Here is a 22725-nt window from a genome sequence, read left to right as displayed (position 1 = left end):
GTGGCCCGCGATCCGGTGAAGTCCGCCCGTCGAGCAGACGGGCGCGCGCTGCGCCGGACCATCGCCGCCGCCCGTGATACCAGCGCCGACGACATCGCGCTGGCCACGCACGTGCTGGCCCTCGTCGACGACCTCGGGCTCGGTCCCGGCGCGGTCGTCACGTCGTACGCCTCGATCCCCGGCGAGCCGCCGACGTCGTCGCTCAACGCGACCCTGGCAGAGCGCGGCCTCACCGTGCTGCTGCCCATCACGCTGCCCGACCTCGACCTCGACTGGCACGATGCCGTCGACCCGGCGCAGGCCCCGCTCGGTGGCCTCGCCATCGGTCGGGCCGACCTCGTCCTCGCCCCCGGACTGGCCGTCGACGGCACCGGCACGCGGATGGGACAGGGGGGCGGCTGCTACGACCGCGCCCTCCCCCGGCGTCGCCCGGGTACCCCGGTCGTCGTCGTCCTCCACCCCGGGGAGCTCGTCGGCGACGCTGAGGAGCCGCTCCCCCGGGCCCCGCACGACCAGCCGGTCGACGCGGTGGTGACGGCCGACGGCCTCACCGACCTCGGGGTCAGCCCGTGGCGCCCGACGCCTCCGGCCTGAGCGTCAGCACCTCCGGGTCGTCGGCCTCCACCGCGGCCAGCGAGAACTGCCACGGGCGCTGGACGCCGGCGGCCCAGTCCTCCGCCTGGTCGGAGTAGTGGTCGGAGGCCGGGTGTCCGCTCGTGCCGGTCTGGTTGATCCACGTCGAGCGGTCGAGGTCGGAGAGGTCGACGACCATCCGCATCGAGGGCGCGGCCGTGACGGAGTAGCCCTTGCTCGTGTCCCACGCGTTGGCGTTGACGATCGCCGACCCGCCGGGAAGGTCGTACGGCCCGTCGTTGACGAGCCAGCGGATCGGGCCGGGGACGGTCTCCCCGCCGAGCACCTTGTGCTCGAGGGTGACCCGGTGCAGCTTGCCCCACTGCCACTTCGAGGGGTCCTTGCCGAGCTCGGTCGTCAGCTCGAGCCGCGCCGCGACGAGCGCCTGGCGCAGGATCTCGTTCTTGCCCTCGGTGATGTTGGGGGTCAGCTTGTTGTCCCACCAGGCGCTCTTGTCGTCCTTGAGCAGCGCCTGCACCGCGGAGCGGTACCGGCCACCACCGTCGGCCTTGAGGCCGGCGGGCAGCTCATCGTCGAAGAGGAGCTCCATGAGGTTGCGCCACACCGCGTTGTAGTACGCGGCGGCGGCACCGGCCTCGGCGTCGCCCGAGGGCGTGGAGCCGTCCCAGCCGCGCAGCAGCTCGCGCGCCTCGCGGGTGAACTCGAGCAGGCCCTCGGTGTCGGGCTCGTTCTCGCTGCTCGTCAGGGGCAGGGCGAGCAGGGCGGGCACGAGGACCTTGGCGAAGGAGTCCTGCGAGTCGAGCTGGATCGCGGCCATGTCGGCCGGGCTGACCTTGTCGACGTCGGCCAGCCGCTCGACGATGCGCGTCGAGCGCCAGCCGCGGTCCCAGTCGGTGGTGAGGAAGGGGCGCGGCCCGGCGACGACGGCCTGGTTCGCCGTGACGATGACGCCGTCCGGCGGGTCGAGGGCCCACGGCAGGTCGCCGAACTCGACGTAGCCCTGCCAGTCGTAGCGCGAGTCCCACCCGGGGGCCGGCCAGTACCCGGCCGGGGCGCGCGGGATGGCCGAGCGGCGGATCGGCACCTGGCCGGGCGCCTGGTAGCCGATGTGCCCGGCCCGGTCGGCGTAGACGAGGTTCTGCGCGGGGACGGCGAACAGGCGGGCGGCCTCGCGGAACTCGTCGAAGTTCGTGGCGAGGTTGAGGGCGAGGACGGCGTCGGCGGTGCGGTTCGGCTCGAGGGCGGTCCACGCCATCGAGACCGCGTAGGCCTCGTTCTCGTCACCCTCCTGCTGGGTGGGGGCATGCGACCCGGCGTCGCCGAAGGGTTCGAGGACGTCGGACATCACGGGTCCGTGCACGGTGGCGCGCACCGTGATCCGCTGGTCGGCGCCGCCGCGGATCTTGATGGTCTCGTCGCGGGTGGTGACGTCCTCCCACTGCCCGTCGCGCAGGTAGGTGTTGCCGACGATCCGCTCGAGGTAGAAGTCGGTGACGTCCGGGCCGAGGTTCGTGAACCCCCAGGCGATCTGCCCGTTGTGGCCGATGATGACGCCCGGCACGCCCGCGAAGGAGAACCCGCTGACGTCGAGCGGGCAGGCCGCGGAGACCGTGCGGCAGTGCAGGCTGTTCTGGATCCAGATGCCCGGCTGGCCCACCCCGAGGTGCGGGTCGTTGGCGAGCAGCGGCTTGCCCGTGGTCGTCCTCGAGCCGGCCACGACCCACGAGTTCGAGCCGATGCCCTCGCCGCGGCCGAGCAGCTCGGGGATGGCGTCGAGCGCCTCCTGCACCGCGGCGTAGGAGGCCGTGGCACCGGGGGACGCGAGGCGGTCGTCCGTAGGGGCGGCCGCAGCGGCGGCACCCGAAGCGGCGCCCTCCTCGGTGAGCGCCGACGGCACCGCCGAGCGGGTGACGCCCACGGCGCCCGCCGGGGACCACTCGTCGTTGGAGAGGATCGGCGGGTGGGCCTCGGTGTCGTACGGCGGGTAGAGCTGGGTGATCTGCGCCGGTGACAGCCGCCCGCTGAGCCGGGCGCGGGTCAGCTCGTCGGTGTAGTTGCCGCGCAGGTCCCAGGCCATCGCCTTGAGCCAGGTGAGGCTGTCGAGCGGGCTCCACTCCTCGACCTCGACGTCCGGCAGCCGGAGGCCCAGGACCGTGTACTCGATGCCCATCTCGTCCGGGGTGCGCCCGCGCAGGTAGGTGTTGACCCCGTCGGCGTAGGACTGGAGGACCTGGCGGGTCTGCGGGTCGAGCCTGGGCAGCTCGGCCTCGGCGACGCGACGCCAGCCCATGGTGCGGATGACCTTGTCGGAGTCCAGGCCAGCGGCGCCGACGAGCTCGGAGAGGCGGCCGGCGGTGACCCGGCGGCGCAGGTCCATCTCGAAGAAGCGCTCCTGGGCGTGGACGTAGCCCTGCGCCCGGGCGAGGTCGGTGAGGCTGTCGCCGTAGAGGTGGGGGATGCCGCTCTGGTCGCGCATCACCGTGACAGCCCCGCCCAGGCCCGGCAGGGTGGCCTCCCCCGAGGTGCGCGGCAGCGACTCGCGCACGGCCGACACCACGACGAACCCGGCGACGAGCGCCGCGACCACGACGAGGGCCAGGAGTCCCAAAAGGACCCTTCGGGCGACGACGAGACGACTCACCCTGCGAGACTAGGACACCGAGGAACGACGACACGACGAGGACGGGCCCGTGCCACCGACCGTGATGCTGCCGTGGGCCGACGGCGGCGCGTCCACGGGCTTCTCGGTCGACGACCTCACCCCCGCCCTGCTGCTCGGCAGCCTCGTCCTCGTGCTGGCCGTCGCGGCGGTGCGCCTGTCGGTCCGCTCGGGCCTGCCGACCCTGCTCATCTACCTCGGGATCGGGCTGGTCCTCGGGGAGTCGGGCTTCGGCATCCGCTACGACTCCGAGCAGCTGACCCAGGTCCTCGGGTACACGGCGCTCGTCATCATCCTCGTCGAGGGCGGGCTGACGACCCGCTGGTCGAGCATCAAGCCGTCGGTGGCGCCGGCGGCGCTGCTCGCCACGGTGGGGGTGGGCGTCTCGGTCCTCGCGGTGGGGCTGGTGGCGCGCCTCGTCCTCGGCTGGTCGTGGGAGATCGCCTTCCTCGTGGCTGCGGTTCTCGCGTCCACCGACGCCGCGGCGGTGTTCTCGGTGCTGCGCCGGGTCCCGCTGCCCCGCAACATCTCCGGGATGCTCGAGGCCGAGTCGGGGTTCAACGACGCCCCGGTGGTCCTCCTCGTCACGGCGCTGGCCGCGGCGCTGGCGCCCGACGCCGAGCAGCACCCCTGGTGGTGGGTGGTCGGGCTGGCGGTCGTCGAGCTCGTCGGCGGCACCGCGGTGGGGCTCGGGATCGGCTGGCTGGGGGCCCGGGTGCTGCGGTACGTGGCGTCGTCCTCGTCGGCACTGTTCGCGATCGGGGTCATCGCCGTGGCCGTGCTCGCGTACGCGGCCGCCGACGCCCTGCACCTGTCGGGCTTCATCGCCTGCTACCTCGCGGCCCTCGTGCTGGGGAACATCCGCCTGCCGCACCGGGCCGCCGTGGTCGGCTTCGCCACGGCGATGGGGTGGATCGCGCAGATCGGCCTGTTCGTGCTGCTCGGCCTGCTCGCGTCGCCCTCGAACTTCCCGTCGGTCATCGTGCCCGCCCTCGTCATCGGCACCGCCCTGCTGCTGCTCGGCCGCCCGCTGTCGGTCATCGCCTCGTGCGTGCCCTTCCGGATGTCGTGGCGCGTCCAGGCGTTCCTGTCGTGGGCGGGGCTGCGCGGCGCCGTGCCCGTCGTCCTCGCCACCGTCCCGGTCACGATGGGGGCGCAGGGCGTGGCGTGGATCTTCGACCTCGTCTTCGTCCTCGTCGTCGTCTTCACCTTCATCCAAGCGCCGTCACTGCCCTGGGTCGCGCGCCAGCTGGGCCTGACCTCGGCCCACCGGCAGGTCGCGCTGGCCGTGGAGACCACCCCGCTGGAGGAGCTGGGGGCCGAGCTGCTCGAGGTCGACATCGGCCCCGGCTCTCGGATGGCGGGGGTGCGGGTCTTCGAGCTGCGGCTGCCCGGCGGCGCCAGCATCTCCCTCGTCGTGCGCGAGGGCCGCTCGTTCGTCCCCAAGGAGAACGACGTCCTGCGCACCGGTGACCAGCTGCTCGTCGTGGCCCCGAGCACCCTGCGCGCGGAGGTCGAGCAACGGCTGCGCCAGGTGAGCCGCGGGGGCCGCCTCGCCGGCTGGGGCGGCCAGTGACGGCGGCCGCCTGACGGCTCCCGGGAAGGGTTGGGGCCGTTCCTCGCTTATCCTTGGGGCGACACCGCCGCGATCCAGGGCTCCCACACCGGCCGGGCCCCGTGACGGTCCAGTCCCGCCGCAGCTCCCCCAGGAGGACCACCGTGCCGACGTACGCCTACGCGTGCACCGAGTGCGACCACCGCTTCGAGGTCGTCCAGTCGTTCAGCGACGACTCCCTCTCCGTGTGCCCCGAGTGCGAGGGGCGCCTGCGCAAGGTCTTCAACGCCGTCGGGATCGTCTTCAAGGGTGGCGGCTTCTACCGCACCGACAGCCGCTCGGGCTCCTCGGTGCCGAGCGGGTCCTCGTCCTCCTCGTCGAGCAGCGCGGAGTCGTCGAGCGGGTCGTCCTCGGCGGGTTCCTCGGGCTCCTCCTCGTCGTCGTCCAACGGCTCGTCGGGGTCCTCGACGAACGGCTCGTCGGGCTCGTCGTCCACAGGGGCGGCCCCGTCGAAGGCGTCGTCCACAACCTCCGCCTGAACCGTCGCGGCCGGCCCGGCGGCGCCTAGCGTCGTCGGCATGGTCCTGTCCGCGCGGCCCGTCCCCGCCCTCAACGGGCGCGGCCGTCGCGCGCGCTGGCGGCGGGGTGTGCTGCGCCGGCTCCTCGCCGGAACCCTGGCCGCCCTGGCCCTCGTCCTCGTCGTCCGCGAGGTGCGTCCGCCTCCCGATCCGCTGGTCGCGGTCGTCGTGGCCGACCGGCCGGTGCCGGCGGGCACGGTCCTGCGCGTCGACGACGTGCGGACCCAGCGCGTGGAGGTCGCCCAGCCAGGAGCGCTGCGGGCTCCGGCGGATGTCGTGGGGCGCCGGCTCGTGGCCGGGCTGGCCTCCGGCGAGGCGGTCACCGCCACCCGGCTCGTGCCCCGCGGCGTCGCCGACGGTCTGCCCGCCGGGCGGGTGGCCCTCCACGTCGTCGCGGCCGACCCGGCGTCCGTCGACCTCCTGCTCCCCGGCGGCCTGGCCCGGGTCTACCCACGTGCGGGAGGCGCCCCGCTGGCCCGGTCGGCCCTCGTCCTCGCCGCGGACCCGGCGCCCCCACCCGACACCGCCCTGCGGTCCTCCACCGCCCGCGGCGTGGTCCTGGCCCTGTCGGCCGACGAGGCCGACGCCGTCCTGGCCGGGCACGGGGGCCTCGAGGGGCCTGTCACGGTCGGCCTGCTCGCCGTGCCGCCCTGACCTGCGAGGACCCGGAGTGGGCGACGACCCCACACCGACGGGCCTAGGCTGGTCGTGGGGGCATCCCCGGTCTCGCACGGCGCGGGACACCACCTCGTCGAAAGGAGCTCTCCATGAAGGGGTTCAAGGAGTTCGTGCTGCGCGGCAACCTCGTCGAGCTGGCCGTCGCGTTCATCATCGGTGCCGCGTTCGCCACCGTCGTCAAGGCCTTCACCGACGTCGTCATCGAGGCCCTCGCCAAGGCGGGTGGCGCTCCCAGCTTCAACGACTGGAGGCCCGGCGGCTTCGACACCATCGGCCCGTTCCTCACGGCTGCCGTCGCGTTCCTCCTCACCGCGGCGATCGTCTACTTCTTCGTCGTCAAGCCCTACGAGGCCGCCAAGGCGCGCTTCTTCCCGGCCGAGCCGCAGGCCGCGACCATCGACCCGAACACCGAGCTGCTCACCGAGATCCGCGACGCGCTCCGGGCGCCGCGCGCCTGAGCGCCCAGCGTCCACGAAGGGCCCGCGGCGACCACGAGGTCGGCGGGGGCCCGTCGTCGTCTCACTCCCAGTGGGGCGGGCGCTGGGCCCGCAGCCAGCGGTCGTGGTCGCTGTCGTCGGCGGTCCCTGGATCACGCGGTGGGGCGACGTCGGGGACGTCGTCGACGCCGGGGTTGGTCCCCGGCCGGTGCGCCCGTCGCGGACGGCGGGGTCGTCGCGCGGGCCGCAGCTCGCGCTCGGGTTCGCCGGGCGACTCGAACGACTGCTCGGCCGGCTCGCGCAGGCCCGGTGGCACGCGGTCGTCCCGCTCCTCGGGGGCGACGGCCGCGGCGCCCTCACCGGGGTCCGGTGCGGCGTGCTGCGGCCGGTCAGTCACCGGGGGCCTGCCTCATGCCCACCGCCTCGAGGATGCGTGACACGTCGCGCGCGGGGTCGCGGAAGACGTCGGTCGACCAGACCCGCACGTGCCGCCACCCCAGCCGCTCGAGCTGCTCGGCCCGCAACCGGTCGCGGTCGCGGGCGGTGCGCATCGCGGCGTACTCCGGCCCGTCGGACTCCACCGCGAGCAGGAGGTGGCCCGGGCGCGCCGGGTCCTCGACCGCGAGGTCGACCGGGTCGGCCGACGACCCGAGCCCCTCGTGCACGACGAGGCCCTCGGCCCGCAGCCTCCGGGCGAGGTCGGCGAGCACGACCGAGCGAGACGAGCCCGCTCCGTCGGCGTCCTGCGGCGGCGCCACAGCGGCCGGGGCGGCCGAGCCCGGCAGCCCGTCACCCGCCGCGTAGGCGAGGAAGTCGCGCAGCATGAGGGCGCCGCGGGCGCGCAGCCGCTCGGGGTCGAGGTCACCCGCCGCGATCGACGACACCACGGTCATCGAGCGTCGCGCCCGCGTGATGGCCACGTTGAGGCGGCGCTCGCCGCCCTCGGTGTTGAGCGGTCCGAACCGGTGCAGGACGCGGCCGTGCGGGGTCTTGCCGTACCCGATGGTGAGGAGCACGTCGTCGCGCTCGTCGCCCTGGACCCGCTCGAGGTTCTTGACGAAGAACGCCTCGGGCCGGTCCTCGTCGAAGAACGCGGCGAGGGCGGCGTCGTCCTCCAGCGACGCCAGCGCGCGGTGCAACGCCTCGTCGACCCGCTGGGCGTGGGTGATGCCGAGGGCGATGACGCCGAGCGAGCGGTCGGGGCTGGTGCGGGCGTGCTCGAGGACGAGCTCGACGACGCGGTCGACCTCGGCGGTCGTCGACTCGACGGCGGCCTCGCCCTCGGCGACGACACCGTGCCCGTCGACGAGGACGTGCCGCACCACGGGCTCGGTGCCGGTGCCGGGGAAGGTGACGAGCGAGCCCTCGTAGACCTCGGCGTTGGCGAAGGCGATGAGGCGCTCGTCGAGCGAGCGGTAGTGCCAGCGCAGCCGGCGGCCGGGCAGGGCGGCGGCGAGGACGTCGAGGATCGACTCGACCCCCTCGGTGAGCGCCTCCTCGGCGGCCACGGCGGCGTCCCCCTCGGTGACCGTGGTGAAGAACGAGGTGGGCGGCAGCTGGCGCGAGTCGCCGGCGACGATGACCTGGCGGGCCCGCGAGACGGCGGACACGGCCTCGGCGGGCGGGATCTGCGACGCCTCGTCGAAGACGACGACGTCGAACCACTGCCCGGGCGGCAGCACCGACGCGACGACCAGGGGGCTCATCACCCAGCACGGCCGCACCGCCGTGACGAGCTCGGGCGCACGCGTCACGAGGTCGCGCAGCGGGGCGAGGCGACGCGCCCGCGCCCCCTCGGCGCGCAGCAGCGACTCCTGCTCGGGGTGCTCGGCGATGACCTCGGCGACCCGGTCGGCCACCGCGGTGAGGACGCGGGCCGCGTTGTCGGACACCACGGCCCGGTCCGCCTCGGCGAAGTCGGTGACGGTGCGGGTGAGCGCGCGGCCGTCGTGGGCGGCGACGCGCGGGTCGCGGGTGGCGACCTCCTCGGCGAGCGAGCACCACCAGACCCACTCGACCTCGGGGCGCACCCGCTCGGCCGGGACCGCGCGCGTGCGCAGGTCGTCGACGAGCGGGCGCAGGCCCGCGGCCTCGAGCTCGTCGAGCGCCTCGCGCACCGCGGGGGCGACACCGACCCGGCCCGACGTCTCGGCCAGGCGGGCGACGCGCTCGCGCAGCGTGGCGAGGTCGAGGTCGAGCAGGCTGCGCCCGTCCTCCCCCTCCGGTCGGGCCAGACGGGTGTCGAGCCAGCCGAGGTCGTCGACGAGCGTGGCGTGCGACGCCCTCGCCCGGTCGAGCTCGACGGGGATCTCGGGCCGGCCGCCGGACCCGGCGAGCTGGCGCCACGCGACCCGCTGGTCGCTGGCGGCGGAGAGGGCGGCGTGCAGGTCGGCCGGCGGGCGACCCGGGCGCAGCAGCGAGCGGGCCTGGCGCCGCAGCCTCCAGCGCTCGAGGAACCCGAGGTCGGCGCCGACCTCGCGCCGGAACGTGCTCGACCCCGTGGCGGCCACGAGGTCGCCGAGCGGGATGTCGAACACCTCGGGCCGGAACACCTCGAGGGTGTCGCGCACCTCGCCCACGGTCTCCAGGACGTGGCCCCAGTCGCGGGTGGTGGGCAGGTCGGGCAGCTGGATGCCGCGGAACACCTCGGCGAGCGTCCGCGCGGTGTCGTCGACGCCGCCCTGCGCCAGCCGCTCGGCGCGGTCGCGAGCCCCGGCAGCGGCGTCGGCGTCGGGGAGGTCGGCGCCGAACCACGGGTCGTCGCGCCCGACGCCGTCCCAGTCGGCGAGGGACGCCAGGCTGGTCGTGGTCGCGGCCGCCCGCCCCACGCCCTCGCGGTCGAGGCCGGCGAGCGCGACGTCGCGCAGCCGGACCCGGGAGCGCGGGGGCGTCGGCGTGGACGCGAAGGCCGACACGGCCTCCTGCACCTGGTGCAGGGAGACCGCCCACGGCTCGCGCGGGTCGTGCAGGGCGCGCACGTGGTCGCCCAGGCGCTGCGCGGCGCCGCGACGGGTGTCGGCGGGTCCGGTGACCCGGGCCGCGGTGGCGGCGTCACGCCGATCGGCCCGCCCGGAGCGGGCCGGTGTGCTGCCCTTGAGGCGGTCGAGCCCCTCGGCGAGCTCGCGCGCCACCCGGCGACGCCCCTGGGCCCCGGCGTGGAGGTCGAGGACGAGGTCGGACAGGCCGACCCGCTCGAGGCGCCCCACGACCGCATCGATGGCGGCGCGCTTCTCGGCGACGAAGAGGACGCGGCGCCCGTCGGCGGCGAGCGCGGCGATGAGGTTGGAGATCGTCTGCGACTTGCCGGTGCCGGGCGGGCCGTGGATGACGAGGTGCGACCCCGACCGCACGGCCTCGATGGCCTCCTGCTGGCTGGAGTCGGCGTCGAGGACGAGGACGTCGCGCGCCGGGTCGTCGAGGTCGAGCCGCGAGGGGTCGAGCTCGGAGCGGATCGCGCGCAGCGCGTCGGGGTCGCCCGCCAGCGCCGCGACGACGTCGTGGTCGGCGAGGCCGTCGCCCTGGGCGGCGAGGTCGGCGACCATCGGCAGCTTGGCGTAGGAGAACGTGCCGAGGACGAGGCGCGGGTCGACCGAGAACTCGGGCACGGCCGCACACGCCTGGGCCAGGGCGGCGTACACGGGGTAGGGGTCGACGGTGCCGTCGACGAAGGCGAGTGCCTCGAGGGCGTCGTCGTCGACCGTGATGCCCTGCTCGGACGCGAGGTAGTGCACGAGCACGGGGTTGAGCTCGACGTCGGCACCGAGGTCGAGGACGTAGTCGCCCTGCGCCGCGCCGGTGGACCGCAGGGTGCACGAGCGCAGCAGCACCGGGGCCGCCGGCGGCCGCGGCACGGTGCGGCCGTCGGGCATCGTCACCGTCCACGTCGCCATCCCGATGGCGAGGAAGCAGGTGAGGATGCCGCGCTCCTCCTTCAGCTCGCGGCTCTTCGCGGCGATGGCGCGGGCGCGGCGGCGGGCGTCGTCGAGGGCGGCGGGCTCGCGGTAGAGGTCGGACAGCCTGGTGGGGCGGCCGGTCATCAGCATGGCGAGGCCGCCGGGGTGGGCGGTGCGCAGGTCGAGGGTCCCGGCCGACAGGTCGCGGTACCAGAGCAGGGTGTTGCGTCCGCCGAGGTCGACGAGGTGGCGGGTCCAGGCGGCGCGGGCCGCGGCGACGCGGTCCCCACGCGGGTCGACGGGCGGCTCTGGGACCTGGGGGACGTCCTCGGTGGGCGGTCCCGAGGGCTCCCCCGGCAGGGTGTCCTCGTCGCGCGTCGGCGCCGTCTCGCTCACCTCAGCAGGCTAACAACGCTGCGACCCGGCGCCCGTCAGGCGGGCGCGCGGGTCCGGGGTGCGGCGAGGGCCGCGGCGAGCCCGATGGTGACGGCGACCGCCAGCGCCCCCAAGGCGAGCACGTGGTAGCTCGCCTCCTCGACGACGACCCCGGCGAGCGCGCCGCCGCCACCGGCGACGAGCGACATCACCAGGTCGGAGGCCCCCTGGGCCGCGGGCCGCTCGTCGGCCGGCACGGCAGCGGTGAGCAGGGCCGACCCGGACACGAGCGTGCACGACCAGCCGAGGCCGAGGAGGAAGAGCCCGGCGAGGAGGGTGGCCGAGTGACCCTCGGGCGACACCGACGCGAGGATCGCGGCGCTGGACAGCACCAGCGAGCCCACGAGGGCGACGACCCGTCCCCCGAAGCGGTCCACGGCCATCCCCGTGAGCGGCGAGAAGGCGAACATCCCGAGCACGTGCATGCTGATGACGAACCCGATGACCTCCAGCGCGGCGTGGCCGTGCGACATGTGCAGCGGCGTCATCACCATGACGCTGACCATCGTCACGTGGCCGAGCACGAGGGTGACCAGGCCCAGCCGGGCGTCGGGGAGGGCCAGCACGACCCGCAGGCCGCGCACCATGGAGCCCTGGGCGCGCAGCGCCACCCCGCCGCCCTCGACGTGCCGTCGGCGGGCCTCGAGCAGCGGGTCGGGACGCAGCCGCCACAGGACGAGGACGACGGCCAGCACCAGCCCGACGACCGAGAAGACGTAGGGCCCGGCGAGCTCGGGCAGCCCGAGGACGCGGGCGACCGGGGCCCCCGGGGTCACGAGGTTGGGGCCGAGGACGCTGCCGAGCGTGGTCGCCCAGACGACGATCGCGAGGTCGCGGGCCTGGCGCTGGGGCTGTGCGAGGTCGGTGGCGGCGTAGCGCGACTGGCCGTTCGACGTCGTCGCGCCACCGAAGAACAGGCTCGCGACGAGCAGCAGGGCGAAGCTCCCGATCGAGGCCGCCACGATGATGCCGACCGCCCCCACCGCGGCGAGGGCGTAGCCGAGCGCGAGCCCGGGTCGACGTCCCCGGGAGGCCATGAGGCGCACGACCGGGACCGCGACGAGGGCGGTGCCGAGGATCTGGAAGGTCCCGCCGAGGCCGGCCCACCGGGCCGAGCCCGAGACCTCCTCGGCGATCAGCGCGCCCACCGCGACGCCGGCGGACAGGCCGACGCCGCCGAGCACCTGCGAGGACACCAGGGTGCGGACGACGTGCCGCTGCACCGGGTCACGGGTCGGCGTCGTCGTCACCCGGTGGAGCATGCCACCTCGGCCACGGACGGTGCCGCGGGTGGTGGGGGGCGGAAGGGACGCGCGAGGGGCGCGGTCAGCGCCTAACGCGCGTCATCCTCCACTCGTTGTGGTCGCCGACCCGCTCGTACTCGAGGTCGTCGAGGGCCATCTTGGCCAGGGCGAGGCCGCGGCCCTCCTCGCTGTCGTGGCCGGGCATGACGAAGCGCAGCTCGGGCAGCGCCTCGCCGCCCTCGGACAGCAGGCCGCGCAGCTTGTCGGGCTCGACGTCGAGGGTGAAGGAGTAGTGGACGGTGCCCGGAGGGCGGCCGTGCTCGACGACGTTGTTCGCGATCTCGATGACGGCCGTCTCGAAGAGCATGAGGTCGGTGCGCTCGACGTCCGGGTGGTCGGTGCGGACGCGGTCGAGCAGGTCGTGCAGGAGGTTGAGCGTCTCCGGCACGGCGAGGGTGTCGACCCGGTAGTTACCAGCCATGGACGGCGTCCTCCAAGCGGTCGAAGGGCTGGAGGATGCGGTCGAGGTTGGTGAGGGCGAGGACCATGCGGACCTGCTCCTGGGGCTCGGCGATCCGCAGGTCGCCGCCGGCCTGGCGGGTGCGCTTGAGACCGGCCACGAGGGCACCGAGCCCGGAGGAGTCCACGAAGCTGGTCTCGCTGAGGTCGATGACGACGTGGGTCCCTCCGGACTCGACGACCTCGTCGATCGCGCTCTTCAGGGCCGGGGCGGCGACCATGGTGAGCCTCCCGTCGCAGCGGAGCACGGTGGCGTCCTGGACGGTCGAGCTGTGAACCTGCATCACGGGATGATCTCCTTCGGGGGGTTGTCGGCGTCTGGCCCGCGGTAGAGGGCTGCCTTCCAGATGACACTGAGGACGACGAGGTCGTAGGCGATCCACGCCGTGTTGACTCCGGTGCCGATGACGCTGTCGGCCGTGCCGAGCCAGAGCCGGACGCCACCGATGACGACCGCGACGACGAGGAGCACCGCGGTGACGAGCTGGGGTGCGACGAGCCGGTAGGGGAAGCTCGTGCGCTCGGTCTTCGTCTTCGGGGTGACGACGAAGCCCAGGGGCCGCTTGAACCACACGTTGGCGGCAGCGGTCCAGCAGGCCCTGATCCACAGCGGGAACAGCGCCAGGCTGTACTGGTGGCCGCGCCACGTCTTCTTGCCGTACCCGACGACGAAGAAGAGCAGCTGGTTGACGGCCATGTAGGGGACGAAGAAGGTGAGGAAGGTCAGGCCGTACGCCTTGACCGGCAGCACCCCGAACACGAGGTACACGAACGGCGCGGTGAGGAAGACGACCGCGGCGAAGCCGGACAGGTAGCTCCACATGGTGGAGAAGTACATGAGGCGCTGCGGGATGCTCAGGCCCTTCTGGACCAGCGGGTTCTCCTTGAGCATCACCTGGAGGGTGCCCTGGGCCCAACGCAGTCGCTGCTGGAGCATCGTGCCGAGGTCGTCGGGGGCGAGGCCGTTGGCGAGCACCTCGTGGTGGTAGACCGACGTCCAGCCCAGGCCGTGCAGGCGCATGCAGGTGGCCATGTCCTCGGTGACCGAGAGGGTCGCCATCGGCATCATCGGCTGGGCCTCGTCGGAGCGGTCGACGTCCACGGCGCGCACGAGCTGGCGCACCGACTCCAGCGCGCCGAGGGGCGAGAGGTCGCGCTGGGCGAGCTTGCTCATGGCCGCGTCGTCGACGACGAGGAGGCCGAGCTCGTCATCGAGCTGGGGGACGTCGCGCAAGGCGCCGATCTCCTCGAGGTCGGCCCGGATGGAGGCCAGGTCCTCGTCGACGATGGTGCGGGCGGCGACGTCGACGCGCTGCTGGAAGGCGTAGGTGACGTCCGACACCGGCGTGCCGGAGGCGAGCTCGGCCCGCGCGGTGGTGGCCGCCGTGCGGACCTCGCGGACGGCCGTGACAGCGGCCTGGCCGTGGTCGGCGGCGCTCGCCTCGGCGCGGGTCAGCATCCGGGTGGAGGTGCGCAGCGCGTCGGCCACGGCGTACTCGACCTCGCGGACGTAGCCGACGATGCCGAGCTGCATCAGCGCCTCGCGCCGCAGGATGGCGTTGGACCCGCAGAAGAAGGCGGCGTTCCACCCGTCCTTGCCCTGCTGGATCGGACCGTAGAACAGCGGCGCCTGGCTGCCCAGGGGGTCGGAGCCGGTGACGTTGGTGAAGAACTGGGGGGTCTGCACGAGGCCGACCTCGGGGTCCTGGAACCAGCCGAGGGTGCGGTCGAGGATCTGCGGGAGCGGGATCTGGTCGGCGTCGAGGATGAGCATGTACTCGCCCTGCGTCGCGAAGAGCGCGTTGTTGAGGTTGCCGGCCTTGGCGTGGCGGGGTCGGTCCTGCCAGTCCTCGGTGCGGGTGATGTAGCCGATGCCGAGATCGGCTGCGGCAGAGCGCATCTCGGGGCGGTCGCCGTCGTCGAGGATCCACGTCTCGTGGGGGAAGCGGATGTCGATGGCGGCGCGGGCGGTCGCGACGACGAGCTCGACCGGCTCGTTGTACGTGGTGATGAGGACGTCGACCGTCTCCTCGCCGGTGGGCTCGGGAGCCTCGCCACGGCGCTTGATCCGCCAGACGGTGAGGCCGAAGAGGTAGGCGTCGACGAGCGCGTACGTCTCGGCCATGACGAGCGGGACGGCGATCCACCAGTTCGGCCAGTTGACCGAGAAGAACCAGCGCCAGCCGACGTAGACGGTTCCCAGGACGAGCGTGAGGACGACGAGGATGCGGATCCCCAGCTGCTTGGTCACGCCGCTCTCCGCTTGACGACCACCACGGTCACGTCGTCGGTGGGGCCGGACTGTTCGGCGAACTCGCAGATGCGGTCGACCATCTCCTGGGCGGTGAGCTTCTCGGACTGCAGGTCGCACAGGGCCTCGAGGGCCAGCGCGGGGGTGTCGAAGAAGTCGAGCATGCCGTCGCTGACGACGACGAGGGCGTCGCCACGGTCGAGGAAGAACTCGCGCGCCTGCCAGCTGTCGCCGCTCATCGCGCCGATGGGCAGGCCGCCGGAGTAGAGGCGACGCGGCACGCCGTCGGCGCCGACGATGACGGCGAGGCCGTGCCCGGCGTCGACGTAGTGGCCGGTGCCGGTGGTCGGGTCGATGCAGGCGCCGAAGGCGGTGACGAAGGTGCTCGTCTCGCCGAGGTCCTGGTCGAGGTCGTAGGCGGTGCGGGTGAACGCCTCCTCGATGCTGATGAACCGTGCGGCGCCGCGCAGGACGGCGCGCACGGAGGACGCGATGAGGGCGGCGCCGATGCCCTTGCCCATCACGTCGCCGGCGAAGATGTGCAGCGAGTCGCGGGCCATGAACCAGTCGTAGAAGTCGCCGCCCACGTGGCGGGCGGTCACGCACTGCCCGGCGAGCTCGAAGCCCGGGACGGCGATGGTCGAGCTGGGGCGCAGGGCGCGCTGGACGAGCATCGCGCGGTGCATCTCGTTCTCGGTGACGAGCTCGGCCTCGACCCAGTCGGCCATGACCCGAAGGAGCCGCAGCTCGGCGTCGGACATCTCGCGCTCTTCGAAGCCCATGACGCACAGGGCGCCGATGCGCTGGTCACCGGAGTGCAGCGGCTCACCGGCGTAGAACTTCAGGCCGGAGCCCATGAGGAGGTCGGAGCCGGTGAACCGGTCGTCGGCGGTGATGTCGGGGACGACGAAGGCGCCCTCCTGGCGGATGGTGTGGTTGCAGACCGAGTCCGCGCGCGGGGCCTCGGGGGCCGGGCTGCCGACGGAGGCCTTGGACCACACGCGCTCCTCGTCGATGAGATTGACCGCGGCGAGGGGCACGCCGAAGAGCTCCTTGGCGAGGCGGACCAGCCGGTCGAACCGCTCCTCGTTCGGGGTGTCGAGGATCTGCAGCGCGTCGAGCGCGCGCAGGCGCGCACGCTCGTCGAGCCGGTCGACGACGTCGTTCCGGGTCAAGGCTCCACCTTTCCCCCTGCGAGGGCTTACTTTAATCCGGTCGTTTCTGCGACGGTATGCGTAACCGTTCTCGCCTGCGAAGTCGAACGACGTCTTCGGTCCGTCCAGCCGATCCCCTCCTCCGTTCGGCCGATGCGGCAGAGAAGTCCCGGAGCCACTCGGCGTGGTCTCGACCGGCCGGGACGGCGTGCAGGTGGCCGGGCACCGACCGCTAACCTGTGGTGGCCCCGTCGGCGACGACGGGCGCGCCCTCGTAGCTCAGGGGAAGAGCACTTCTCTCCTAAAGAAGGTGTCGCAGGTTCGAATCCTGCCGGGGGCACCCTGCGAAACGCGCTCTCACCAGCGGGTTTTCGTCATTTCTGACCCCTTGCCGCTAGTGCCAGAAGGGGCCAAGACATGGCACGGAACGGCATCCATCTGGCACGTATCTGGCACGAGATCGGGCCTGGCCACGAGGAAGGTGTCGGGCGCTTAGGGGTGTCATGACTGGGAAGAGGGCGTTCGGGAACCTTCGAAGGTCGCCGTCCGGGCGGTGGCAGGCCACCGCACCCGGTGGGACGATGTGGTGATGGTGCACAAGCGGTCGACCTGTCCCAGCTGTGGGTCGGAGAAGATCACGACCGTGCAGGTGCCACGTCCTCACGAGCCGAGCGAGCCGCCGTCCACCCAACCGGCGTTCCGCTGCCTCGGCTGCGACACCCAGTGGCTGCACGAGTCCCAGTGGTCGGAGATCCACGGGACCGAGTGACGGTGGCGGGTTGGATCTGCTCCCTGCCCGACCTGGCCGCTCGCGCCGGACCTCATCGAGACGGGCGTCGCGGCCCTCGAGTCGTCGTCGTACTCCTCGACGAGCTGGAAGGTCCACCGCCCGGGCTCGTTGCCACCGCCGGCGTGCCGCGGACGTCCGCTGGTACCAGCGTCGGCGAGGAGCTCGGTCACGGTGCCCCGAGCCACCCCGCGGGCATGTTCCGTGCGGCACCCCTGCCCCGCGCGGTGATGCCTTCGCCGCGCGGAGCGGCGGCTCCGTGGATGAGGGTCCTCCGCGTCGGTGCTGGTCTTGGAGCACCTCTATCGAAGGACATCCGGTGCTCGGTCAGCACGGCGACCGCTGCTTCCGCCAGCGCGACCTGGTCCTCTTCGGCACGGCTCCGGAGCCGCGCCAGGGCCCGTGACTCGCACCAGCCCTGTGTGGCCATGAGGACACCGACGGCGAGACCGACGAGGCGCACAGAGTCGGCGGCCAGAACCGCCCGGGCCTCTCGCCCGGCCGCCAGGCGAGCGGTCAAGCTCAGCGAGCAGCGGTCGGCCAGTGCCCCCAGCAGGGAGAGCTCCCCCGGAGTGACGATGCCCGGCTCCGTCGAGGCCACGACGAGCGAGCCGATGGCGTCCTCCCCCGGAACGGCGAGGGGCACGACAACCCAGCGCCGCAGGGTGAGGTGCCCACCGATCGCGGCCGCGGTGAAGGCCGGCCAGCGACGCTCGTGCTCCAGGTCCCGGCAGACCACCAGCTCCCCCGTCGACACCGCTTCGGTCGAGGGGCCCTGACCGAGCCGCGCCTCGAGGGCGACACCCTCGGCCAGCCCGGGGCCGCTCGCCGACACCGTGCGCGGTTCGGCGGTGAGGTGGTCGACCACCGCGACCTCGTCGAAGGTGGTCAGGCCGTGCCGTGCCGGCGAGGGCTCGAACGCGGGACCTCGGAGATCCTCCTCCGGGACCACCTCGCCAGCCACCTGTGCGATGGCCTCATGCTCCTCCACCAGCTCGTGGTCCTTCATGGTCGCTCCGCCCACCGGGTCGTCGGGGTCAGTGGTGGCGCAGTGCGTCGATGAGCCGGGCCTTGCTCATCGACGACCGTCCCGCGATCCCCAGCTCCTTTGCGCGCTTCATCAACCGGTCCTTGGTCCAGTCGTCGTAGTCGCCGGCCTTGCCGCCCTTGCGACCCACGGCTGACCGGGAGGTGTTGGCGGCGGCGTTGGCGATGCGGGCGGCCTTCTCCTTGCTGGCTCCCTCGTCGCGCAGCTCCTCGTACAGTCCGGGGTCCTTCACGGACGGGCCCGGGGTCTTCCTCGACGGCATGACTCCTCCTCATCTCGGTCCCACTGATGTCGCTCGCTGTCCTACCCCGCGGCAGGCCCGGCAATCCATGCCCCCCGACACGCGTTTCGGCGTGGCGATGGAGGGGTACCCCCTCGACATGACGCCCGCCCGCTGCGCTGAGGCCATGCCGACATGACCGCGGATGGCACGAGCGACGCGGCCGACCCCACGCGCGACTCCGCCATGCTTGATCGCGACGCCGAGGCGGTGGCTCGCCTCGCCTTCGACCGCGGGTGGACGGTGGGGACAGCGGAGTCGTTGACCAGCGGCGCGGTCGCGGCGGCGCTGGGCGCTGCGCCCGGTGCCTCGCAGTGGTTCCGCGGGTCGGTCGTCGCGTACGCCAAGGAGGTGAAGTTCCACCTTCTGGGGGTGCCCCGGGGTCCAGTGGTCTCCGAGAGAGCGGCCGTGTCGATGGCGCGGGGGGCCTGCCGCGAGCTGCGGGCCGACCTCTGCGTGGCCACGACCGGGGCGGGCGGGCCCGACCCCGAGGACGGAGAGGAGCCCGGCACCGTCTGGCTCGCGGTCGCCTCACCGCTCGGCTTCTGGGCCGAAGAACACCACATCGTCGGCGACCCCTCCACGGTCGTCGAGACCGCCACGGCCCGGGCGCTGGCGCTCCTCAGGTCGGCTCTCGAGGACGACGGCACGAGCCGCGCCGGGCGTGCATGACCGTCTCGGTCGCTGGGTATGGGAGCGGGTGGCACGGCGGCTCGCAGGGGAACTGCCCTGCCGGGTCGGCGCCCCAGCGGCGCCGGTCGGGTGGCTCCCGGGTGAGAGGCCCTCCCCCGGGGGCCGCCTTCGTGCCGTCGCGTGGACAGTCGTCGAGGCGTGGTCGCCCGGTGTCAGTCGGGTGAAGGGGACGCATCCCCCGCGTCGCGGACGCGCAGAGGGTCCGTCCGGTCGAACCCCGACGGAATCGTGGCCACATCGTCCCAGCGCGTCACGCGCTCGTGACGGTGCCACCACCTCACGAGGCGAGCCAGCACCTCGGGACCGGCGTGCGACTGGTCGCGGTAGCCCAGCCCGTTGCCCACGAGGTGGTGCCCGTGGGTCAGGGACACGAGGACCAGCTCGGGCCTTCCGCCCGTGCCCTTTCGAGGCGATGCGTGAACCTCGGTGACCCGGCCGAGGTCGGCGCCTCCGACACCCTCGACCCGTGTGCCGAGGAGGTCCGACAGCCGGAACCGTCCCGGCTCGTCGAGGGTCGTCGTGCGGACGGAGCCGGCGTCCGCTCCGGTCTGCCCCGGGTCCGCGTCGTCGTCGCCGTCCACCCCGGACCCGGGGATGGGGGCGATGAGGTACCGGCGCAGCCAGCGCTCGAGGTCGGAAGCCGACGCGACGAACCGCGCTGCGGCCCCGTCGACGTGGACGGCGGAGTCGAGGTACCGGACATGGTCCAGGGACAGGGTCGTCGGCGCCGGACGCTCCTTCGTGTCCAGCCGGCGCCAGACCGCCTCCACCCAGTGCCCGATGATGCCCGGCTGGCGGGCCGCCCACCCGGCCGTCCCCAGGACCAGACCGACGACCGCGACGCCGTCCTCGCGATGCTCGAGGACGAGGTCCTCGACGTTGCCGAGCATCTCCTCGTCCTCACCGAGCACCTGGTGGTCGAGCAGACGCAGGACGAGGGCGAGCTCGTCGACCGGGCCCCCGTGGGCCACGTGCGGGAAGGACCGCTGCCCGCTCACTGGCCACCGCCGCTGAGCACCAGGAGGGGGATCGCGGCCACCGAGGCGGCGATGACGATCACGAGGTAGACCGATCCGAGCACGTTGGCGAGCCGCCCGTTGGCGTGATCACCCAGGTACGTGCGGTCGTTCGCGACGACGAGGATGGGCAGGTAGGTGAGCGGGAGCGCCACGGCGCTGAAGACCACCGAGTACTCGGTGACGAGGATCGGGTCGACGGTGGTGAGCAGCAACCCGACCGCGAGCACGCAGGACAGCAGGACGATCGCATGGAAGCGGGATGCATGGCGAGGCTGCACGAACTTGCCCCACTGGAACCCGGCGTACTGCGCGACGGCGTACCCGACGGACAGCCCTGTCTCGCAGGCGGCCCCGAACGTCGCGGCGAAGAAGCCGACGAGGACGAGGACGAGCCCGACCTTCCCGAGTGCGACGACCACCGGCAACGCGACCTGGGCCAGGGTCTGCACGTCGACCTGAGCAGGCAGCAGGACGAGGGCGGTGCAGGTGGCGATGGCGACGGAGAGCAGTCCGCCGAGGGGGAAGCCGACGAAGACGTTGGCGCGCATCGTGCCCAGGTCCTTCACGCCCCACTTCTCCTCCACACCGCCCGAGGAGAAGAAGAAGACCTCGTACGGTGTCATCGCCGCACCGAACAGGGAGACGGCGTAGAACCAGTAGGACGTGTAGGTCTCGGCGGCCGGTACCGCCGGGTGGAGTGCGGCTCCGGCGAGCTCGCCCCAGTCCGGCCCCAGCTTCCACACGGCGACGGCGAAGACGATGAGGGCCAGGCCCGCCGTGCCGAAGACGTTCTCGAGCGTGCCGAACCGCACGCGCCACAACACGACCCAGACCAACGCACCGGCGACCGGCATCCACAGCAGGTGGTGCACGCTGCTCGCCAGCTCGAGGGCGAGGGCGACGCCGCCGATCTCCGCCGTGAGGGTGAGGAAGGTGACGGCCACGGACGCCACGAGATTGGCGAGTCCGGCTCTGGGACCCAGGCGTTCGCGGACGAGGTCGAACGTGCCGCGCCCGCTGACGGCGGCCACGCGCCCGCTCATCTCCGCGAAGACGCAGATGCCGAGCACACCCACCACCACGACCCACACCAGGGACAGTCCGAACCGCGCCCCGACGGCAGCGTTGGTCACCAGGTCGCCGATGTCGACGAAGCCACCGATGGCGGTGAGGATGCCCAGCGCGAGGGCGAACAGCTTCTTCATCCGAGGTCCTCGGAGATCTGCTCGAGGTCACTCGCGGCGTCCGCCAACAACCGGGCCGCAGCGGCGGCTGCGTCATGGTCGCCGCGTTCCACGGCGACGCGCAGGGCGGTGACGGCCTCCTCGGCGTCGGAGAGCACGCCGGCGGCCCGCTCCTGAAGGGCGTCCCCCGCCACGGGCGGGGTGAGGGCCGTGAGCTCACCCGCCGCCCCCTCGACGGACGCCGAGGACTCCCGCAGGATCACCGTGGCGTAGGCGTCGCTCGCGCTGTCGTGCTGCCAGGCGTCCGCCAGGATCGTCGCCGTGCGGGCGTCGCCCAGTGCCGCCTCGACGGCCGTGACGACGGCGTCCCGGTGGTCGCTGGCATCGGGCGCGGGCGAGCCGCAGCCCGCCGTCGCGCCCAGGGCCAACGCCAGGAGCAGGGCGGCGCCCCACCGGACCGAGGTCCTCACCGACGGACCCCGCGGACGAGGAGCAGCACCAGCACCCCGAGCAGGAGCGCGAACTCCGCCCAGGCCACGAACAGCGCGATCTGGTCACTCACCGGCATCACCCGCCTTCGCAGGAGGAGATGGCACCACTGTCGGACCGTCAGGTCGACCGTAGCGAGCGGCGGGGACGGGTGCGGGAACCTGAACCTGTGGATTCCGCCGCGCCCTGGACGGCTCCCCAGGGACGGTTCAGCGGAGCCCGCCCGGGTAGGGACTGGGGAGCCGAAGCGCGAGCCACCGACCGACAGGAGGCCACCATGACCGACCGCCCCACCCACGTCCCGGCCCAGCAGCAGCAGTGGCCCGGCACCGATGCGGACCTCCAACCGCCCGCCGACCACGGAGCCTCCTCCTGGACCGGGCGAGGACGGCTCACGGGCAAGCGGGCCGTGGTCACCGGTGGCGACTCCGGCATCGGGCGTGCCGTCGCCGTGACCTTCGCCAAGGAGGGAGCGGACGTCCTCATTGCGCACCTTCCGGAGGAGGCCGACGATGCCCGAGCCACGGCCGACCTGGTGCGCGAGGCGGGCCGCACTGCCGTGCTGCACGCGGCTGACCTGCGGACCGTGGAGGCCGTGCGCGCCCTGGCCGAGGAGGCGGTCCAGGCCCTCGGCGGAGTCGACGTCCTCGTGTGCAACGCGGCCTTCCAGATGACCCACGACGAGCTCGCCGAGTTCCCGCCCGAGCAGCTCGAGCGCACCTTCGCCACCAACGTCCTGGGCCCGTTCTGGCTCGTCCAGGCCCTCGCGCCTGAGCTGGCCGACGGCGGCAGCGTCATCGTCACCACGTCGATCCAGGCCTACTCGCCGTCCGACCACCTGCTCGACTACGCCGCGACCAAGGCGGCGCTGAACAACCTCGTGGTCAACCTCGCCCAGGAGCTCGGTCCGAAGGGCACCCGGGTGAACGCCGTTGCGCCGGGCCCCATCTGGACCCCCCTCATCCCTGCGACGATGGCACCGGACAAGGTCGAGGGGTTCGGTGGCGACACCCCCTTGGGTCGACCGGGCCAACCGGTCGAGGTGGCTGCCGCGTTCGTGTTCCTCGCGTCCGACGAGGCGAGCTACGTCTCCGGCACCGTCCTCGGCGTCACCGGGGGCAAGCCTGTCTTCTGAGTCCTGCCGCAGCCTCCTGGCGAGCCCGGGACACCGATGGCGCAAGCCCGTGCCCGGCGCTCGAGGTCGCGCCACGACGTAGACGGCCGGGGG

21 protein-coding genes, 1 tRNA gene and 1 pseudogene are annotated in these 22725 nt (G+C 73.3%); 8 read left to right on the top strand and 15 right to left on the bottom strand.

Going from position 1 to position 22725, the window contains the following annotated elements; translation table 11 throughout:
• Entirely contained in the window at positions 1 to 594 is a 594-nt protein-coding gene (locus ACFLFB_RS04395; RefSeq protein ID WP_392544491.1) for a 5-formyltetrahydrofolate cyclo-ligase, read from the top strand.
• On the opposite strand, the gene ACFLFB_RS04390 is transcribed toward ACFLFB_RS04395, so the two are convergent.
• Positions 563 to 3235, bottom strand: coding sequence for a penicillin acylase family protein (locus ACFLFB_RS04390; RefSeq protein ID WP_392544490.1), 2673 nt, complete (start codon positions 3233 to 3235; stop codon positions 563 to 565). The genes ACFLFB_RS04395 and ACFLFB_RS04390 overlap by 32 nt on opposite strands.
• A gap of 49 nt (positions 3236 to 3284) precedes the next feature.
• On the opposite strand from ACFLFB_RS04390, the gene ACFLFB_RS04385 reads away from it, so the two are divergent.
• Both ACFLFB_RS04385 and ACFLFB_RS04380 read left to right on the top strand, forming a co-directional pair.
• Positions 3285 to 4829 carry a potassium/proton antiporter gene (locus ACFLFB_RS04385; RefSeq protein WP_392544489.1) on the top strand — a complete coding sequence of 515 codons (1545 nt, stop codon included), beginning with the start codon at positions 3285 to 3287 and terminating at the stop codon, positions 4827 to 4829.
• Positions 4830 to 4930: 101 nt separating this feature from the next.
• Positions 4931 to 5113: pseudogene (locus ACFLFB_RS04380) on the top strand (FmdB family zinc ribbon protein); the annotation flags it as partial.
• 14 nt (positions 5114 to 5127) lie between these two features.
• Here the strand turns inward: ACFLFB_RS04380 and ACFLFB_RS04375 are convergent.
• The gene (locus ACFLFB_RS04375; protein ID WP_392545469.1) at positions 5128 to 5334 is read right to left on the bottom strand and encodes a hypothetical protein; all 207 of its coding nucleotides are present in this window, start codon (positions 5332 to 5334) and stop codon (positions 5128 to 5130) included.
• 52 nt (positions 5335 to 5386) lie between these two features.
• On the opposite strand from ACFLFB_RS04375, the gene ACFLFB_RS04370 reads away from it, so the two are divergent.
• Together ACFLFB_RS04370 and ACFLFB_RS04365 are read left to right on the top strand one after the other, a co-directional pair.
• Entirely contained in the window at positions 5387 to 6040 is a 654-nt protein-coding gene (locus ACFLFB_RS04370) for an SAF domain-containing protein (RefSeq protein ID WP_392544488.1), read from the top strand.
• A 113-nt stretch (positions 6041 to 6153) separates the two neighbouring features.
• Entirely contained in the window at positions 6154 to 6522 is a 369-nt protein-coding gene (locus ACFLFB_RS04365) for an MscL family protein (RefSeq protein WP_392544487.1), read from the top strand.
• A 61-nt stretch (positions 6523 to 6583) separates the two neighbouring features.
• Here ACFLFB_RS04365 and ACFLFB_RS04360 read toward each other — a convergent pair whose 3' ends face one another.
• From ACFLFB_RS04360 to ACFLFB_RS04330, 7 genes are all read right to left on the bottom strand, one after another.
• The gene (locus ACFLFB_RS04360; RefSeq protein WP_392544486.1) at positions 6584 to 6898 is read right to left on the bottom strand and encodes a hypothetical protein; all 315 of its coding nucleotides are present in this window, start codon (positions 6896 to 6898) and stop codon (positions 6584 to 6586) included.
• Entirely contained in the window at positions 6891 to 10790 is a 3900-nt protein-coding gene (locus tag ACFLFB_RS04355; protein WP_392544485.1) for an AAA domain-containing protein, read from the bottom strand. Before ACFLFB_RS04355 ends, ACFLFB_RS04360 begins: the two co-directional genes overlap by 8 nt.
• A 35-nt stretch (positions 10791 to 10825) precedes the next feature.
• Positions 10826 to 12079: an MFS transporter gene (locus tag ACFLFB_RS04350; protein WP_392544484.1), complete on the bottom strand. Its 1254-nt coding sequence runs from the start codon at positions 12077 to 12079 to the stop codon at positions 10826 to 10828.
• A gap of 76 nt (positions 12080 to 12155) precedes the next feature.
• Positions 12156 to 12554 (bottom strand): ATP-binding protein, encoded by a 399-nt coding sequence (locus ACFLFB_RS04345; RefSeq protein WP_392544483.1) that lies wholly within the window; start codon positions 12552 to 12554, stop codon positions 12156 to 12158.
• The gene (locus tag ACFLFB_RS04340) at positions 12544 to 12876 is read right to left on the bottom strand and encodes an STAS domain-containing protein (protein WP_392544482.1); all 333 of its coding nucleotides are present in this window, start codon (positions 12874 to 12876) and stop codon (positions 12544 to 12546) included. Before ACFLFB_RS04340 ends, ACFLFB_RS04345 begins: the two co-directional genes overlap by 11 nt.
• The gene (locus ACFLFB_RS04335; protein ID WP_392544481.1) at positions 12876 to 14843 is read right to left on the bottom strand and encodes a glycosyltransferase family 2 protein; all 1968 of its coding nucleotides are present in this window, start codon (positions 14841 to 14843) and stop codon (positions 12876 to 12878) included. Before ACFLFB_RS04335 ends, ACFLFB_RS04340 begins: the two co-directional genes overlap by 1 nt.
• Positions 14840 to 16018, bottom strand: a complete 1179-nt coding sequence (locus tag ACFLFB_RS04330; protein ID WP_392544480.1) for a PP2C family protein-serine/threonine phosphatase — start codon at positions 16016 to 16018, stop codon at positions 14840 to 14842. The genes ACFLFB_RS04335 and ACFLFB_RS04330 overlap by 4 nt, the downstream gene beginning before the upstream one ends.
• A 247-nt stretch (positions 16019 to 16265) precedes the next feature.
• Between ACFLFB_RS04330 and ACFLFB_RS04325 the strand changes: the two genes are divergently transcribed.
• Positions 16266 to 16337: transfer RNA gene (locus ACFLFB_RS04325), tRNA-Arg, on the top strand.
• Positions 16338 to 16657: 320 nt separating this feature from the next.
• Here the strand turns inward: ACFLFB_RS04325 and ACFLFB_RS04320 are convergent.
• Genes ACFLFB_RS04320 through ACFLFB_RS04310 form a run of 3 tightly spaced genes read right to left on the bottom strand, consistent with a single transcriptional unit; the run spans position 16658 to position 18094 of the window.
• Complete coding sequence (locus ACFLFB_RS04320) at positions 16658 to 16957, bottom strand: hypothetical protein (protein WP_392544479.1); 300 nt, start codon at positions 16955 to 16957, stop codon at positions 16658 to 16660.
• The gene (locus tag ACFLFB_RS04315; RefSeq protein ID WP_392544478.1) at positions 16954 to 17793 is read right to left on the bottom strand and encodes a GAF domain-containing protein; all 840 of its coding nucleotides are present in this window, start codon (positions 17791 to 17793) and stop codon (positions 16954 to 16956) included. The genes ACFLFB_RS04320 and ACFLFB_RS04315 overlap by 4 nt, the downstream gene beginning before the upstream one ends.
• A 28-nt stretch (positions 17794 to 17821) precedes the next feature.
• On the bottom strand, positions 17822 to 18094 hold the full coding sequence (locus ACFLFB_RS04310) for a Rho termination factor (protein WP_392544477.1): 273 nt from the start codon (positions 18092 to 18094) through the stop codon (positions 17822 to 17824).
• A 153-nt stretch (positions 18095 to 18247) separates the two neighbouring features.
• Here ACFLFB_RS04310 and ACFLFB_RS04305 point away from each other — a divergent pair, with 153 nt between their 5' ends.
• Positions 18248 to 18784 carry a CinA family protein gene (locus ACFLFB_RS04305; protein WP_392544476.1) on the top strand — a complete coding sequence of 179 codons (537 nt, stop codon included), beginning with the start codon at positions 18248 to 18250 and terminating at the stop codon, positions 18782 to 18784.
• 173 nt (positions 18785 to 18957) lie between these two features.
• Here ACFLFB_RS04305 and ACFLFB_RS04300 read toward each other — a convergent pair whose 3' ends face one another.
• Genes ACFLFB_RS04300 through ACFLFB_RS04290 form a run of 3 tightly spaced genes read right to left on the bottom strand, consistent with a single transcriptional unit; the run spans position 18958 to position 21478 of the window.
• Entirely contained in the window at positions 18958 to 19803 is an 846-nt protein-coding gene (locus ACFLFB_RS04300; RefSeq protein ID WP_392544475.1) for a hypothetical protein, read from the bottom strand.
• The gene (locus ACFLFB_RS04295; RefSeq protein ID WP_392544474.1) at positions 19800 to 21029 is read right to left on the bottom strand and encodes an NRAMP family divalent metal transporter; all 1230 of its coding nucleotides are present in this window, start codon (positions 21027 to 21029) and stop codon (positions 19800 to 19802) included. The genes ACFLFB_RS04300 and ACFLFB_RS04295 overlap by 4 nt, the downstream gene beginning before the upstream one ends.
• The gene (locus tag ACFLFB_RS04290; protein ID WP_392544473.1) at positions 21026 to 21478 is read right to left on the bottom strand and encodes a hypothetical protein; all 453 of its coding nucleotides are present in this window, start codon (positions 21476 to 21478) and stop codon (positions 21026 to 21028) included. Before ACFLFB_RS04290 ends, ACFLFB_RS04295 begins: the two co-directional genes overlap by 4 nt.
• A gap of 296 nt (positions 21479 to 21774) precedes the next feature.
• Between ACFLFB_RS04290 and ACFLFB_RS04285 the strand changes: the two genes are divergently transcribed.
• Positions 21775 to 22632: a glucose 1-dehydrogenase gene (locus ACFLFB_RS04285; RefSeq protein ID WP_392544472.1), complete on the top strand. Its 858-nt coding sequence runs from the start codon at positions 21775 to 21777 to the stop codon at positions 22630 to 22632.
• The last annotated feature ends 93 nt before the right edge of the window (positions 22633 to 22725 follow it).

Source organism: Oryzobacter telluris, from assembly GCF_043099285.1.
GTDB lineage: Bacteria > Actinomycetota > Actinomycetes > Actinomycetales > Dermatophilaceae > Oryzobacter > Oryzobacter telluris.
This window is presented reverse-complemented; position numbering and strand designations above follow the sequence as displayed.